This window comes from Pseudomonas sp. NMI542_15 (assembly GCF_021283425.1).
In the GTDB taxonomy this organism is placed as follows: domain Bacteria; phylum Pseudomonadota; class Gammaproteobacteria; order Pseudomonadales; family Pseudomonadaceae; genus Aquipseudomonas; species Aquipseudomonas fortuita.
Genome location: NZ_JAJSRO010000029.1, coordinates 31,869 through 44,867 on the forward strand (window position 1 = coordinate 31,869; position 12,999 = coordinate 44,867).

Annotated in this window: 10 protein-coding genes; 5 read left to right on the forward strand and 5 right to left on the reverse strand. The window is 63.5% G+C overall.

Annotated elements, in window-relative coordinates; genetic code table 11:
- Positions 1 to 197: 197 nt before the first annotated feature.
- From rsmA to LU684_RS27380, 4 genes are read right to left on the reverse strand one after another with little or no spacing between them, the layout of a single operon-like run.
- Entirely contained in the window at positions 198 to 998 is an 801-nt protein-coding gene (gene rsmA / locus LU684_RS27365) for a 16S rRNA (adenine(1518)-N(6)/adenine(1519)-N(6))-dimethyltransferase RsmA (protein ID WP_016484612.1), read from the reverse strand.
- The gene (gene pdxA, locus LU684_RS27370) at positions 995 to 1,984 is read right to left on the reverse strand and encodes a 4-hydroxythreonine-4-phosphate dehydrogenase PdxA (protein ID WP_016484613.1); all 990 of its coding nucleotides are present in this window, start codon (positions 1,982 to 1,984) and stop codon (positions 995 to 997) included. The genes rsmA and pdxA overlap by 4 nt, the downstream gene beginning before the upstream one ends.
- Entirely contained in the window at positions 1,981 to 3,300 is a 1,320-nt protein-coding gene (gene surA / locus LU684_RS27375; RefSeq protein WP_033731906.1) for a peptidylprolyl isomerase SurA, read from the reverse strand. Before surA ends, pdxA begins: the two co-directional genes overlap by 4 nt.
- Entirely contained in the window at positions 3,281 to 6,088 is a 2,808-nt protein-coding gene (locus LU684_RS27380; RefSeq protein ID WP_060517971.1) for an LPS-assembly protein LptD, read from the reverse strand. The genes surA and LU684_RS27380 overlap by 20 nt, the downstream gene beginning before the upstream one ends.
- A gap of 130 nt (positions 6,089 to 6,218) precedes the next feature.
- On the opposite strand from LU684_RS27380, the gene LU684_RS27385 reads away from it, so the two are divergent.
- The 3 genes from LU684_RS27385 to LU684_RS27395 are packed head-to-tail and all read left to right on the forward strand — an operon-like array spanning position 6,219 to position 8,675.
- Positions 6,219 to 7,238, forward strand: coding sequence for an aminoglycoside phosphotransferase family protein (locus LU684_RS27385; protein WP_016484616.1), 1,020 nt, complete (start codon positions 6,219 to 6,221; stop codon positions 7,236 to 7,238).
- The gene (gene murU, locus LU684_RS27390) at positions 7,235 to 7,906 is read left to right on the forward strand and encodes an N-acetylmuramate alpha-1-phosphate uridylyltransferase MurU (protein ID WP_232895251.1); all 672 of its coding nucleotides are present in this window, start codon (positions 7,235 to 7,237) and stop codon (positions 7,904 to 7,906) included. Before LU684_RS27385 ends, murU begins: the two co-directional genes overlap by 4 nt.
- 1 nt (position 7,907) lies before the next feature.
- Positions 7,908 to 8,675 carry a TerB family tellurite resistance protein gene (locus tag LU684_RS27395; protein WP_016484618.1) on the forward strand — a complete coding sequence of 256 codons (768 nt, stop codon included), beginning with the start codon at positions 7,908 to 7,910 and terminating at the stop codon, positions 8,673 to 8,675.
- 134 nt (positions 8,676 to 8,809) lie between these two features.
- Here LU684_RS27395 and LU684_RS27400 read toward each other — a convergent pair whose 3' ends face one another.
- The gene (locus LU684_RS27400; RefSeq protein WP_016484619.1) at positions 8,810 to 9,805 is read right to left on the reverse strand and encodes an alpha/beta hydrolase family protein; all 996 of its coding nucleotides are present in this window, start codon (positions 9,803 to 9,805) and stop codon (positions 8,810 to 8,812) included.
- A 95-nt stretch (positions 9,806 to 9,900) separates the two neighbouring features.
- Here LU684_RS27400 and LU684_RS27405 point away from each other — a divergent pair, with 95 nt between their 5' ends.
- Both LU684_RS27405 and LU684_RS27410 read left to right on the forward strand, forming a co-directional pair.
- Complete coding sequence (locus LU684_RS27405) at positions 9,901 to 12,288, forward strand: PAS domain-containing sensor histidine kinase (RefSeq protein ID WP_023048198.1); 2,388 nt, start codon at positions 9,901 to 9,903, stop codon at positions 12,286 to 12,288.
- A 7-nt stretch (positions 12,289 to 12,295) separates the two neighbouring features.
- Entirely contained in the window at positions 12,296 to 12,928 is a 633-nt protein-coding gene (locus LU684_RS27410; protein ID WP_172455960.1) for a response regulator, read from the forward strand.
- The last annotated feature ends 71 nt before the right edge of the window (positions 12,929 to 12,999 follow it).

Below are 12,999 nucleotides of genomic sequence, written 5' to 3' on the forward strand. Positions count from 1 at the left end.
CTTGGGCGAGCTGACGCAATAATGCAGTCTAGGCCATTGGGAGGGGGGAGGGCCAGCGGTGTGGGGCTTGTGGTCTTTGCTGTCAGCGCCGGCCTCTTCGCGGGTGAACCCGCTCCCACAGGAATTGCACAGTATTCGAAGGCTGTGGCGTACCTGTGGGAGCGGGTTTACCCGCGAAGAGGCCGGTACAAGCGATATCAGGCTTGCTGATCAGCCAACTGGTCAGCCAGGCGCACAAAGGCCGCCAGGTCCAGCTGTTCGGGACGCAAGCTGCCATCCACGCCGGCTGCCTCGATGGCCGCGCTGTCGAGCAGGCCTTTGAGGGTATTGCGCAGTGTCTTGCGACGCTGGTTGAACGCTTCGCGAACGACGCGCTCCAGCAGCAGGTGGTCCTTGGCCGGGAACGGCAGCACCTCGTGCGGCACCAGGCGCACGATGGCCGAGTCCACTTTTGGCGGCGGGTTGAAGGCACCAGGGCCCACGTTGAACAGGTGCTCGACGCGGCAGTGGTACTGCACCATGATCGACAAGCGCCCCCAGTCACCACCGCCTGGGCCTGCGGCCATGCGCTCGACCACTTCCTTTTGCAGCATGAAGTGCATGTCGCGGATCAGCCCGGCATGGCTGAGCAGGTGGAAGATCAGTGGGGTGGAAATGTTGTAGGGCAGGTTGCCTACCACCTTGAGGCTGCGCGGCGGTACGCCCAACTGGTTGAAGTCGAACTTCAGGGCGTCGCCCTGGTGCAGGCGGAAGTTAGTGCGGCCAGCGAACTTGTGCTGCAGGATCGGCACCAGGTCCTTGTCCAGCTCCACCACGTCCAGTTGTGCACCGCTGCCCAGCAGGCCTTCGGTCAGGGCGCCCTGGCCTGGGCCGATTTCCAGCAGGTGTTCGCCGGCCTTGGCGTTGATGGCACGCAGGATGCGGTCGATGATGCCGGCGTCGTGCAGGAAGTTCTGGCCGAAGCGCTTGCGCGCCCGGTGTTGGTATTGCTCGTTCATGGTCGGTTCTCGGCCATCTGGTAGGCGGTTTCCAGCGCGACGCGCAGGCTGCCGGTGTCGACGTTGCCGGTGCCGGCGAGGTCCAGGGCGGTGCCGTGGTCGACCGACGTACGGATGATCGGCAGGCCCAGGGTCACGTTGACTGCAGCGCCGAAGCCTTTGTACTTGAGTACAGGCAGGCCTTGGTCGTGGTACATCGCCAGCACCGCGTCGCAGTGCTCCAGATATTTGGGGGTAAACAGGGTATCGGCCGGCAGCGGCCCGCGCAGGTCCATGCCTTCGGTGCGCAGGCGGGCCAGGGTCGGCTCGATGATGTCGATTTCCTCGCGGCCCAGGTGGCCGCCCTCGCCCGCGTGCGGGTTAAGGCCACATACCAGTATGCGCGGGTTGGCAATGCCGAACTTGTCGCGCATGTCGGCATGCAGGATACGGGTTACACGTTCGACGCGCTCGGCAGTGATGGCGTCGGCAATATCACGCAGCGGCAGGTGGGTGGTCACCAGGGCCACGCGCAGGCCGCGGGTGGCCAGCATCATTACCACCTGCGCGGTGTGGGTCAGCTCGGCAAGGAATTCGGTATGCCCTGAGAAGGCGATACCGCTTTCGTTTATCACGCCCTTGTGGACAGGGGCGGTGATCATCCCGGCAAAATGCCCATCCAGGCAGCCTTGCCCGGCGCGGGACAGTGTTTCCAGCACGAACGCCGCGTTGGCTTTGTCGAGCTGGCCTGGCACCACCGGGGCGGCGAGAGGGGTATCCCACACGTACAGGCTGCCCGCCGGTGCCGGTCGGTCGGGCCATTGGCCCGGGACGACTGGCAGCAGGCTGACAGCCAGCCCCAGCTGCGTGGCCCGCTCGGCGAGCAGGTCACGGCTGGTGATGGCGATCAGGGGGTGGGGCTGGGCGTCTGCGGCAAGCAGCAGGCACAGGTCAGGGCCTATGCCGGCCGGCTCGCCGGGGGTGACGGCGAAGCGCAGGGGCTTCACTGGGCGGCCTGGTCAGCGCCAGGCAGCTTGATTTCAACGTAGGCTTCGTCGCGAATCTGGCGCAGCCAGGTTTGCAGCTCTTCGTCGTACTTGCGGTTGCGCAGGACGCTCTGGGCCTGTTGCTCACGTGCCTGTTCGGTGCTGTCGGTGGCGCGGCGGCCCAGCACTTCCAGAACGTGCCAGCCGTACTGGGTCTTGAACGGTTTGGTGACTACGCCTTGCTGGGCGTTGGCCATCTGTTCGCGGAATTCCGGTACCAGGCTGTTCGGGTCTACCCAGTTGAGGTCGCCGCCGTTGAGCGCCGAACCCGGGTCTTCCGAGAAGCTTTTCGCCAGCTCGCCGAAGTCTTCGCCGTTCTTGATGCGGTCGTACAGGCGCTCGGCCAGTTGCTCGGTGGCCGCTTCGCTGCGGATTTCGCTTGGCTTGATCAGGATGTGGCGTACATGCACTTCGTCACGCAGCACGTTCTCGCTCCCGCCGCGCTTCTCCTCGAGCTTGAGGATGATGAAGCCGTTAGGGATGCGAATAGGCTGGGTAATTTCACCGACCGGCATGCTGCTGAGCATCTTGGCGAAGTCGGGTGGCAGCTGGCCGGCTTTACGCCAGCCCATCTCGCCGCCTTCCAGGGCGTTTTCGCTGGCGGAGTTGGCAATCGCCATCTGGCCGAAGTCGGCGCCCTGGCGCAGCTGCTGGTACACGTCACCCACCTTGCGCGCTGCCTTCTGGATATCATCCGAGCTGGCGGCTTCCGGGGTCGGGATGAGGATGTTGGCCAGGCGGTACTCTTCCGACATCTGCATCTTGCCCATGTCGGAATTGAGGAAGTTTTTCACTTCCTGCTCCGACACCTGAATGCGTTCGGCCACACGGCGCTGACGCACGCGGCTGATGATCATCTCGCGCTTGACCTGCTCGCGAGCGTCATCGAACGACAGGCCGTCACGGGCCAGGGCGGCGCGGAACTGGTCCAGCGACATGCCATTGCGCTGGGCGATGGTGCTGATGGCCTGGTTCAGCTCTTCGTCGGTAATGCGGATGCCAGAGCGCTCGCCGATCTGCAGCTGCAGGTTTTCGACGATCAGGCGTTCCAGTACCTGCTGTTCAAGGGCGCTGGTCGGCGGCACGCCGCCGCCGCGCTTGGCGATGGTTTGCTGTACCTCATGGACGCGTTGGTCCAGCTGGCTTTGCATGACCACGTCGTTGTCGACGATGGCCACCACGCGATCAAGAGGTTGTACCGCGGCATGCACCGCGCCACTCAGCAAAGCGGCGCCCAGCAACACTGGGCGCAGACGATCAATAAGCTTGGTCTTCACGTTCACGGTAACCTTGAATGCCTTGGTCGAGGAAAGATTCGACCTTGTTGCCCACTACGCCACCGAGGCCTTTCAGAACGATCTGAAGGAAGATGCCGTGGTCGCCTTTTTCGTTCTGCGGAAGCGCCTGGCTGAAGTCGTCGTAATCGATCCAGTAACGGTTGATCAGGCGCAGCTTCCAGCAGCAGTTGTCGTACTCGAAACCACCCATGGCTTCCAGGGTGCGGTTGCGGTTGTAGTCATGCTGCCAGCGGGCGATGACGCTCCACTGCGGAACGATCGGCCAGATGACCGAGAAGTCATGCTGCTGGATCTTGTAGTAGTCCTTGATGTAGTTCGGATCGCCCGGGTTACCATAGTCGCCGCCGTCCACCCTCCACGAGCCCGTCGAGGAGTCATAGGCAATGGTGTCATTTCGATAGCGGTAACCAACGTTTACCACCTTGTTCGGATTGTCTTCAGGCTGGTAATGGAACATCGCGCTACCCGAACGGGTGCTGTGGCTGTCCGGGTCCCAGTTGAAGTCCGAATTGAAGCGCCAGTCGCGGTTGAAGTAGTAGTTGTATACCAGCGCATACGGCGACACATCAGACTGCGCGTAGTCACGTTTGCGATAATCGATGCCCGGCAACTGGACCTTGCGGTCCTTGAAGTAGTAAGCCTGGCCGATGCTGAAGTTCTGGCGCTCGAAACCGTTGTCTTCGATCCAGCGGGTGGTCACACCCAGCGAAAGCTTGTTCTCGTCGCCAATACGGTCGGTACCGCTGAAACGGTTGTCCCGGAACAGCGAGTCGTAGCTGAACAGTGTTTCGCTGGTATCGAACAGCGGAATGTCCTTCTGGTCCTTGTACGGGACGTAGAGGTAGAACATGCGCGGCTCGAGGGTCTGCTTGTAATTGGTACCGAACAGCGATGTGTTGCGGTCGAAATACAGGCCGCTGTCGACGCTGAAGATCGGCACATCGCGGCTCACGGTGCTGTCGTAGCTCCCATAGGCGCTTGGGTTCTCGCTGTGCAAGGCGATTGCGTCGGCTTTGCCTTTGCTGTCCAGGTCTAGATCGTACTGGGTGTAGGCATACTTCAGCTTGGGCGTAAGGAAGCCGTAGCTGGCTGTCATCGGGTAGCTGATTGACGGTGCGACGTTCAAACGTGTTCCGTTGGCGCGTTCAATACCCAGAATGTTCTGGTCGAGCCGGCGCCCATCGGGGCCTGCCGTGAGGTCCAGGTTGCCATCCTTGTCGAATACGGTGTCGTTCTTCAAGTCGCGTTCGAAGCGCGCGGCCTCGGTTTCGTAAGCGAAGTTCAAACCACCCGGCTGAGAGGGCAGTACACCATTGAAGGTAATCTGCGGCAGGCGATCATAAGGCGTGATCTGCGAAATGGTCGCCGCCTCGTAGGCGTGCACGTTCAACCGCGCGGTGTAGCTGTCGCCGCGGTAGGTCAACGCACCTTGCTGGTCAAGGAAGTCCTTGCTTTCAACGCCGATCTGGTCGGATTCCAGGTCCTGGAAGTAGAACGGGTCGCTGATGTCGGTGTAGTTCACCTCGGTCATCAGGCGCTCGTCCAAACCGCCTTTGTGCTGCCAGTTGACCATCCAGCGCTGTTCTTTGTAGTCAGTCTGGTCTTTGCGGTCGTCGTCTTTGTCGTTCAGGTAGGCGCCGCCGAACTGGCCTTCGCTCGAAGGTGTCAGGTAGCGGAACTCGCCTTCCATCAGCAAGCCGCGTTTGGTCATGTAACGCGGGTACAACGTGGCGTCGTAGTTGGGCGCCAGGTTGAAATAGTACGGCGTGACCAGCATGAAGCCGGTGTCGCTGCTGCTGCTGAACGATGGCGGCAAGAAGCCGGACTGGCGACGGTCGTCGATCGGGAAGTAGATGTACGGTGTATAGAACACCGGGAAATCCTTGACCCGCAGCGTAACGTTGGTCGCGGTACCGAAACCGGTGGCCGGGTTCAGGGTGATGTTGTTGCCCTTCAGCTGCCAGGCGTTGCTGCCTGGTTCGCAGGTGGTGTACGTACCGTCCTTGAGGCGGATGATGGCGTTTTCACCACGCTTGGCATACAGCGCACTGCCGCGGATGTGCGACTTGTGCATCACGTATTCGGCGTTGTCGACCTGGGCTTCGCCGGTGTCGAGCTGGATCTGTGCCTGGTCACCGACCACCAGCGAACCGTTGTCACGAATCTTGACGTTACCCTTGAGCTCGCCACGGTTTTCGGTCTGGTAGAGGTTGGCCTCGTCGGCTTCGGCCTGCATGCTGCCCTGGCGCATCACCACGTCACCGGCGAGGGTAGCAATCTGCTGCTCCTGCTGGTACTTGGACACCTTGGCGTTGATGTAGGTCGGCGACTCGTCCTTCGGCGTGGTATCAGCCATGCCCGGGCGGGTTGGCTCGACATACGCGCCACCGCAGTACGGCCCGGTTTCGGCCAGCTGCGCGGCGGTGAGCTTTTCACGCGGTACCCAGTCCAGGTGGCTGTAGTCTTCGCTGCGCGACTTCAGGCCGCGGCCTTTGGCCTCGGTGACCAGCATCGGCCGGTCTGCGGTGTCGGCTTCGCTCGCGGCTTCTGTGCCGGAGCTGACGGCCGCACCCTCGTGCACCGGGCGCGGTGGCAGGTTGTTGACTGGCGCTTTGGGCTTGCAGTCCCAACCACCGGAGGCGGACACTTGGCAGTCGAATTGTTCGGCTGCCACTGCATATGAGGTGGCCAGAGGTTGCAGGGCCAGCAGACCGCCGGTTACCAGCAACGGAAACTTTCTACGAAACGCGGGGGATTTCAATGCCATCTTATTAGTCCGGGCTTCCTGCGTGCCATCTGCCCGCGTGTGGGGCCGCACGCCTCTCGATGGTCTGAAAAAGATGCTGGATAATAAAGCATGACCCGCTTGACGGCTAGGGCCGTCGGAGACCCTTGTAATGCCTGAACACGATGTACGCCTGCAACAACTGACGGTCTGGCTCGATGAGCAGCTCAATGATCTTTTCCGGAACAACGCCTGGGGCGAAGTGCCTGCAGGCAGCCTGACCGCCGCCAGCAGTGACGCCAGCTTCCGCCGCTACTTCCGTTGGCAGGGTGCGGGCCATAGCTTCGTGGTCATGGATGCACCCCCGCCGCAGGAAAACTGCCGACCGTTCGTCGCCATCGATCACCTGCTGGCCACCGCTGGTGTACATGTGCCGCTGATCCATGCCCAGGACCTGGAGCGCGGCTTCCTGCTGCTTGGCGATCTGGGTACCGAGACATACCTCGACATTATCAATGCCGACAACGCCGACGGATTGTTCGCCGATGCCATCGAGGCCTTGCTTGCCTTCCAGCGCCTGCCAATGGGCGCGCCGCTGCCCAGCTACGACGATGCCCTACTGCGCCGTGAAGTCGAGCTGTTCCCCGAGTGGTACGTGGGGCGGGAGCTTGGCGTAGCTTTGAGCGAAGCACAGAAAGCCACCTGGCAGCGCGTCAGCCAGTTGCTGATCGACAGCGCCCTGGCCCAGCCCCAAGTGCTGGTGCACCGCGACTACATGCCGCGCAACCTGATGCAAAGCACCCCTAACCCCGGTGTACTGGACTTCCAGGACGCGGTGTACGGCCCCGTCACCTACGACATCACCTGCCTGTTCAAGGACGCCTTCCTCAGCTGGCCGCAAGCACGGGTCGAAGGCTGGCTGCGAGACTACTGGCAGCGGGCGAAGGCAGCCGGCATACCGGTGCAGGGTGACTTTGAAGCATTCCAGCGTGCCAGCGACCTGATGGGGGTGCAGCGCCACCTGAAGGTCATCGGCATTTTCGCCCGCATTTGCCACCGTGATGGCAAGCCACGCTACCTGGGCGACGTGCCGCGTTTCTTCGCCTATATAGAAGAAGTGATCGGCCGCCGGCCCGAATTGGCGGAGCTGGGTGAGCTGATTGCCGAGTTGCAGGCCGGAGCGCGTGCATGAAGGCAATGATCCTGGCAGCGGGCAAAGGCGAGCGCATGCGCCCGTTGACCCTGCATACCCCCAAACCGCTGATCCCGGTCGCCGGCCAGCCGCTGATCGAGTACCACCTGCACGCCCTGGCCGCGGCGGGCGTTACCGAGGTGGTGATCAACCATGCCTGGCTCGGCCAGCAGATCGAAGACCACCTGGGCGATGGCAGCCGCTTCGGGCTGAGCGTCCGTTATTCACCCGAGGGCGAGCCGCTGGAAACCGGTGGCGGCATCTTCAAGGCCTTGCCATTGCTGGGTGACGCGCCGTTCCTGCTGGTTAACGGCGATGTCTGGAGCGACTACGATTTCAAAGGCCTGCAGGCCCCCTTGCGAGGCCTTGCTCACCTGGTACTGGTCGACAACCCTGGCCATCACGGGCGCGGTGACTTCTGCCTGGTAGGCGAGCAGGTCGTCGATGGTGATGCCGCATCGGGCACGCTGACCTTCAGTGGCCTTTCGGTGCTGCACCCGGCGCTGTTCGACGGTTGTCGGCCGGGTGCCTTCAAGCTGGCGCCGCTGCTGCGTCAGGCCATGGCGCAGGGCAAGGTCACTGGCGAGCACTTCCGTGGACACTGGGTAGATGTTGGCACGCCTGAGCGCCTGGCCGAGGCTGAGCGTTTGATTGGCGAGCGCGCCTGACATGTGGTGGCCAGGCACGGTGATTGGAATGGGTGCCGGTTTTGCTGTTGCCAGCATTCCGGGGGCCTTGCTCGGGGGGCTGTTAGGGCAAGCCATGGACCGCCGCCTGCGCTTGCAAGGCTGGGAAGACATGCGCGAACGCCTGGGCGGTCGCTCGGCGTTGCGCGACGACGAGCTGCTGTTCGTGATGCTCGGGCGCCTGGCCAAGTGCGATGGCCGGGTGGTCGAGCAGCATATCCGGCAGGCGCGCCAAGAAATGGTGCGCCTGGACCTGGCCGAAGCGGCCCGGCTACGCGCGATAGCCGCGTTCAATCGCGGCAAGGCAGGCAAGGACCGGCTGGGCAGCCATTTGCGCCGCATTCGCCAGCAGCCGCATGCGGCTGAAGGCACCCTGCGTGCGTGTTGGCGCATGGTCTGGGCCGACGGCAAGATGGGCAACAAGGAACGTGAGTTGCTGCTGGATTGGGGGCAGAAGCTGGGCCTCAGCCGGCGCCAGGTGCAGGCGATGTCGCTGGAGTACGAGCCGCGCAAGGTAGCCGGAACGGAAGGGGTAGCCATGACCTATGCCGCAGCGTTGCGCTTGCTGGCAGTTGAGGCGGACACGGATGTGGACAAGGTCAAGCAGGCGTATCGCCGGCTGGTCAGCCGGCATCACCCGGACAAGCTGGCGGGTACCGGTGCCAGCGAGGTGCAGGTGCGTGAGGCGACCGAGCGTACCCGTGAGTTGCATCAGGCCTACGCCATGATCCGTAAGCGCCGGGGCCTGTGAAAATGGGGCCGCTGTGCGGCCCATCGCGACACAAGGCCGCTCCCACAAGTTCGCGCAAAGCCCGAGGGGGCGCAGTACTTGTGGGAACGGCCTTGTGTCGCGATGGGGGTGCACGGCACCCCATCGGTTTCAGCTCAACCCTGCGGGCTCATCCACCCCCGCACCCGGCGGAACAACTGCTCCTGTTCCGCAGCCTTGTTCCCCGGCATGGCAATCAACGACAACTGCCGGTACTGGCTGTCCTTCTGCCGCTTGCTGGCTTGCAGACGCTGCGCGGCCGCGTTGCGGTCGCTGCTGCGGGTGACGTAATAGATATCGGCCGTCGGCACCTTCAAGGTCGGCGCCAGGCTTTCCAGGTCATGCTCAACCCGCGCCGGTGTCTGTGCGGCCACCATCACCAGTTTTTGTACCTGGGGTGGCTGCTTCTCACTCAGATAGCGGGCCGCCCAATACGCACCGCTACCATGGCCGATCAGCACGATGCTGCGAGCGTTGTGTTGCTGGGCGTACGCCACGGCGGCATCCAGGCGGGCGAAGATACGCTCGGCATCTGCAGGGTCCGCCTGCTCGCTGGCCTGTTCGGCGTCAGTGCTTTCTGCCGCATCGGCATCGGCCGCCGTGGCCTGGGCGACGTTGGCATTGGCATCGGCCGGCACGTCCTTGGCCGGGGCGCTTTCGCCTTGGTCTTTCGCAGGCTCGGCAGGCGGGGTGGCCTCGACCCGCGCTTGCGGGCTGTCGGCGAGCAGGTCGGGCAGGCTGACGCTCAGGCTGTGCCAGCCGACATCAGGGAATTTCTGCCGCAGCGGGCCGACCGCATTGGGCCAGTCGGCGGTCTCGCCTGCACCTGGGATGATGATGACGGCCCCTTGCGGGTCGTTGTCGTTAGCCGGTTTCCACAGGGCCAGAAAGCTGTCGGCACCGGCCTGCAGGGTCTGCTGCTCAGCCTTTGGCACCAGCCGCTCCAGCGCCTGGGCATCTTCCTGGCTGCGCTCCAGCAGGGGCGGGCGCGGGGCTTCGGCGGCTGGAGCCTCGGTGGTAGTGGTTTTTTCGGCATCGGCGGCCAAGGCGCCGAGTGGAAGGATCGAGGCCAGGCAGCACATTGCCAGCGTCGTGCGATAAAGTGTGGACATGAGTCAACCCAGGGCCAGAATGATACCGGCAGCCTAATAGTATTTGCCCGTGACGGCCATGCTGCATGGCCGCCTTTGCCAAGACGAGCGTTTAGATGAAGCGAGTACGTCGCCTGTTGGTTATCGGCTGCTTGTGGCTGCCCTTGATTGCATTGGCCAGGCCCGAGGCGGTGCCCACCGTTACGCTGGAGCCTGCGCAGCAGCAGTGGCTGGATGCGCACCGCAACGTGCGCGTCGGCCTGGTGCTGCAGGCACCCTACGCCCAGTTCGACCGGCGCCTGCAGCAACTGTACGGGGCCAACGTAGAACTGGTGAACAGCCTGGCGCAGGCACTGCACCTGGACCTCACCTGGCGCAACTTCAACGACCAGGCCAGCCTTGAACACGCCCTGCAGAGCGGTGAAATCGACTTCGCCCCTGGCCTTACCCAGACGCCGGCCAGCCTGCGCCTATGGTTGTTCAGCGACCCGTACATGCGCGTGCCGCAGCTGGTGGTGGGGCCGCGCACCGGCGCCATGGCGGTGGAGCTGGAAAAGCTTGAAGCCGAGCAGCGGGTGGCCGTGCGCATGCCAAGCCAGCTGGCCGATTACCTGCGCGGCAACTACAGCAACCTCAACCTGCAGGGGGTGCCCAACGAGCGCGAGGCCTTGCAACTGGTGGTGGGTGGCCAGGCCAGTTTTGCGGTGCTGGATGAAGCCCAGCTCAGCCGCTTGTCACGCGAGAGTGAGTTCAGCGAGCTGGCGGTAGTCGGCGATATCGGCCTGCCGCAGCTGCTGCGCATCGGCTCTCGACGCGACTGGCCGCTGCTGGCCGATGTGCTCGAACGTGGCCTGCAGGCGCTGCCGGCGAAAGAGCTGGAGCAGCTGCACCAACGTTGGCTACAGCCGAAATACCCACGCCTGAGTGAGTCGCCGGGCTTCTGGCAGAACCTGGCGTTGCTGTTCGGTTTGTTGCTGTTGTGTGCCTTGGCCACCTTGGTGTGGCAACGCCGGCAGCAGCGTCAGCTGGAGCGCAGCCTGCTGGCCACGCGGGAAAGCCTGGCGGAGCGACAGGTGCGTGAAGAGGCCTTGCGCCTGAGCCAGTTCGCCATCGACCAGAGCACGGTGGGCATCCTCTGGGTCAACTGGGACAGCCACGTACGCTACGCCAACCATGCCGCCGAGCGCATGCTGGGTTATGGCGACGGCGAGCTGCTGGAGCGGCCGCTGAGCGCCTTTGAGCCAAGCCTGACCATGGACCGTTGGCTGGAGTTGTGGAAAGGCGCTCGCACGGGGGAGGGCGGTGTCGGCCAGTTCGAGGCGCAGTGCCGGCGGGCCGACCACAGCCTGTTGCCGGTCGAGCTGTCCCTGAGCTTTCTGCGCTTTCGTGATTCCGAATATCTGGTGGTCTACCTTGCCGATGTCACCGAGCGCCACCGCGCCCTGGCGGCACTGCGAGAAAGCGAGGCGCGGCTCAAGGGCATTGCCGGCAACGTGCCGGGGCTGGTGTTTCGCCTGGAGCGTGACCCGGCCGAGGGCGAGCTGGAATTCCCCTACATCAGTGAGGGCAGCGAGGCGCTGGTGGGGTATGCGCCGGCCGAGATCCAACACCCACAGATGGGCCTGCGCAACCTGGTTCACCCCGAAGACCGCGCCGATTACCACCGCGTCCAGGACCTGGCCTTGGCCAGCGACCAGGACTGGTCCTGGCAGGGGCGCATCCTGACTCGCCAGGGTGAACAACGCTGGGCGGACATCAAGGCCAGTACCCGGCGACTGGCCAACGGCCAGGTGGTATGGGACGGTGTGGTATGGGACATCACTCAGGGCAAACGGGCAGAACTGGCACTGGCCCGTTCCCAGGAACAGTTGCGCGAGCTGTCGGCCCACCTGGAGAGCGTGCGCGAGGAAGAAAAAGCCCGCATCGCCCGGGAAGTGCATGACGAGCTGGGGCAGATGCTGACTGTGCTCAAGCTGGAGGTGTCGATGTGCGAGCTGGCGTTTGCCGAGTTGGACGCCGGCCTGAATGAGCGCCTGGCAAGCATGAAGCGCTTGATCGCCCAGCTGTTCCAGCTGGTACGTGATGTTGCCACTGCCTTGCGTCCGCCGATCCTCGACGCCGGCATTGCTTCGGCCATCGAATGGCAGGCACGGCGCTTCGAAGCCCGCACGCAGATCCCCTGCCTGGTACAAGTGCCGGATAATCTGCCAGCATTGAGCGATGCCAAGGCCACCGGCCTGTTTCGTATCCTGCAGGAGGCGCTGACGAACGTGATGCGTCACGCTCAGGCGCACAGCGTGGAGATCGAACTGGTGCGTGAAGAGGGGCGGCTGCGTATGACGGTCAGCGATGATGGCCGAGGCTTTTGCCGCGAGCAGACCCGGCCCACTTCATTTGGCCTGGTGGGTGTTCGCGAGCGGGTGCTGATGCTGGGGGGCAGCATGGTGCTGGACAGTGAACCAGGCGAAGGCACCAGCCTGAGTGTGGCCATTCCGTTGGAGTAGGAGAGCAATCGTGATTCGAGTACTGGTGGCCGAAGACCACACCATTGTCCGTGAAGGCATCAAGCAGTTGATTGGCCTGGCCAAGGACATGCAGGTGGTAGGGGAGGCCGGGAATGGCGAGCAACTGCTCGAAACCCTGCGCTACACACCGTGCGAGGTGGTGCTGCTGGATATCTCGATGCCAGGTGTGAACGGCCTGGAGGCGATCCCGCGGATCCGTGCATTGCACGATGCCCCGGCAATCCTGATGCTGTCGATGCACGACGAGGCCCAGATGGCGGCGCGGGCGCTTAAAGCCGGTGCAGCGGGCTATGCCACCAAGGACAGTGACCCGGCGCTGCTACTGACTGCAATTCGCCGGGTAGCGGGGGGTGGGCGTTACATCGACCCGTCGCTGGCCGACCGCATGGTGTTCGAAGTGGGCCTGACCGAGTCCCGACCATTGCACACGCTGTTGTCGGAGCGGGAGTTCTCGGTGTTCGAGCGCCTGGCCCAAGGGGCCAACGTCAACGACATTGCCCAGCAGCTGGCGCTGTCGAGCAAGACCATCAGCACCCACAAGGCGCGCTTGATGCAAAAGCTGAAAGTGAACTCGCTGGCGGAGTTGGTGAAGTACGCCATGGAACACAAGCTGGTCTGATTGCGACATCCCCGTGCCCGAAGCTTGCCGAACCCTCCGTGGGAGCGGGCATGCCCGCGAAAGGGCCTGGC

What these genes read in the sequence shown, in the direction of transcription:
- rsmA (WP_016484612.1), bottom strand. Translation starts at nt 998, where the DNA reads ATGAACGAGCAATACCAACACCGGGCGCGCAAGCGCTTCGGCCAGAAC.
- LU684_RS27380 (WP_060517971.1), bottom strand. Translation starts at nt 6,088, where the DNA reads ATGGCATTGAAATCCCCCGCGTTTCGTAGAAAGTTTCCGTTGCTGGTA.
- LU684_RS27400 (WP_016484619.1), bottom strand. Translation starts at nt 9,805, where the DNA reads ATGTCCACACTTTATCGCACGACGCTGGCAATGTGCTGCCTGGCCTCG.
- LU684_RS27395 (WP_016484618.1), top strand. Translation starts at nt 7,908, where the DNA reads ATGTGGTGGCCAGGCACGGTGATTGGAATGGGTGCCGGTTTTGCTGTT.
- LU684_RS27385 (WP_016484616.1), top strand. Translation starts at nt 6,219, where the DNA reads ATGCCTGAACACGATGTACGCCTGCAACAACTGACGGTCTGGCTCGAT.
- LU684_RS27405 (WP_023048198.1), top strand. Translation starts at nt 9,901, where the DNA reads ATGAAGCGAGTACGTCGCCTGTTGGTTATCGGCTGCTTGTGGCTGCCC.
- murU (WP_232895251.1), top strand. Translation starts at nt 7,235, where the DNA reads ATGAAGGCAATGATCCTGGCAGCGGGCAAAGGCGAGCGCATGCGCCCG.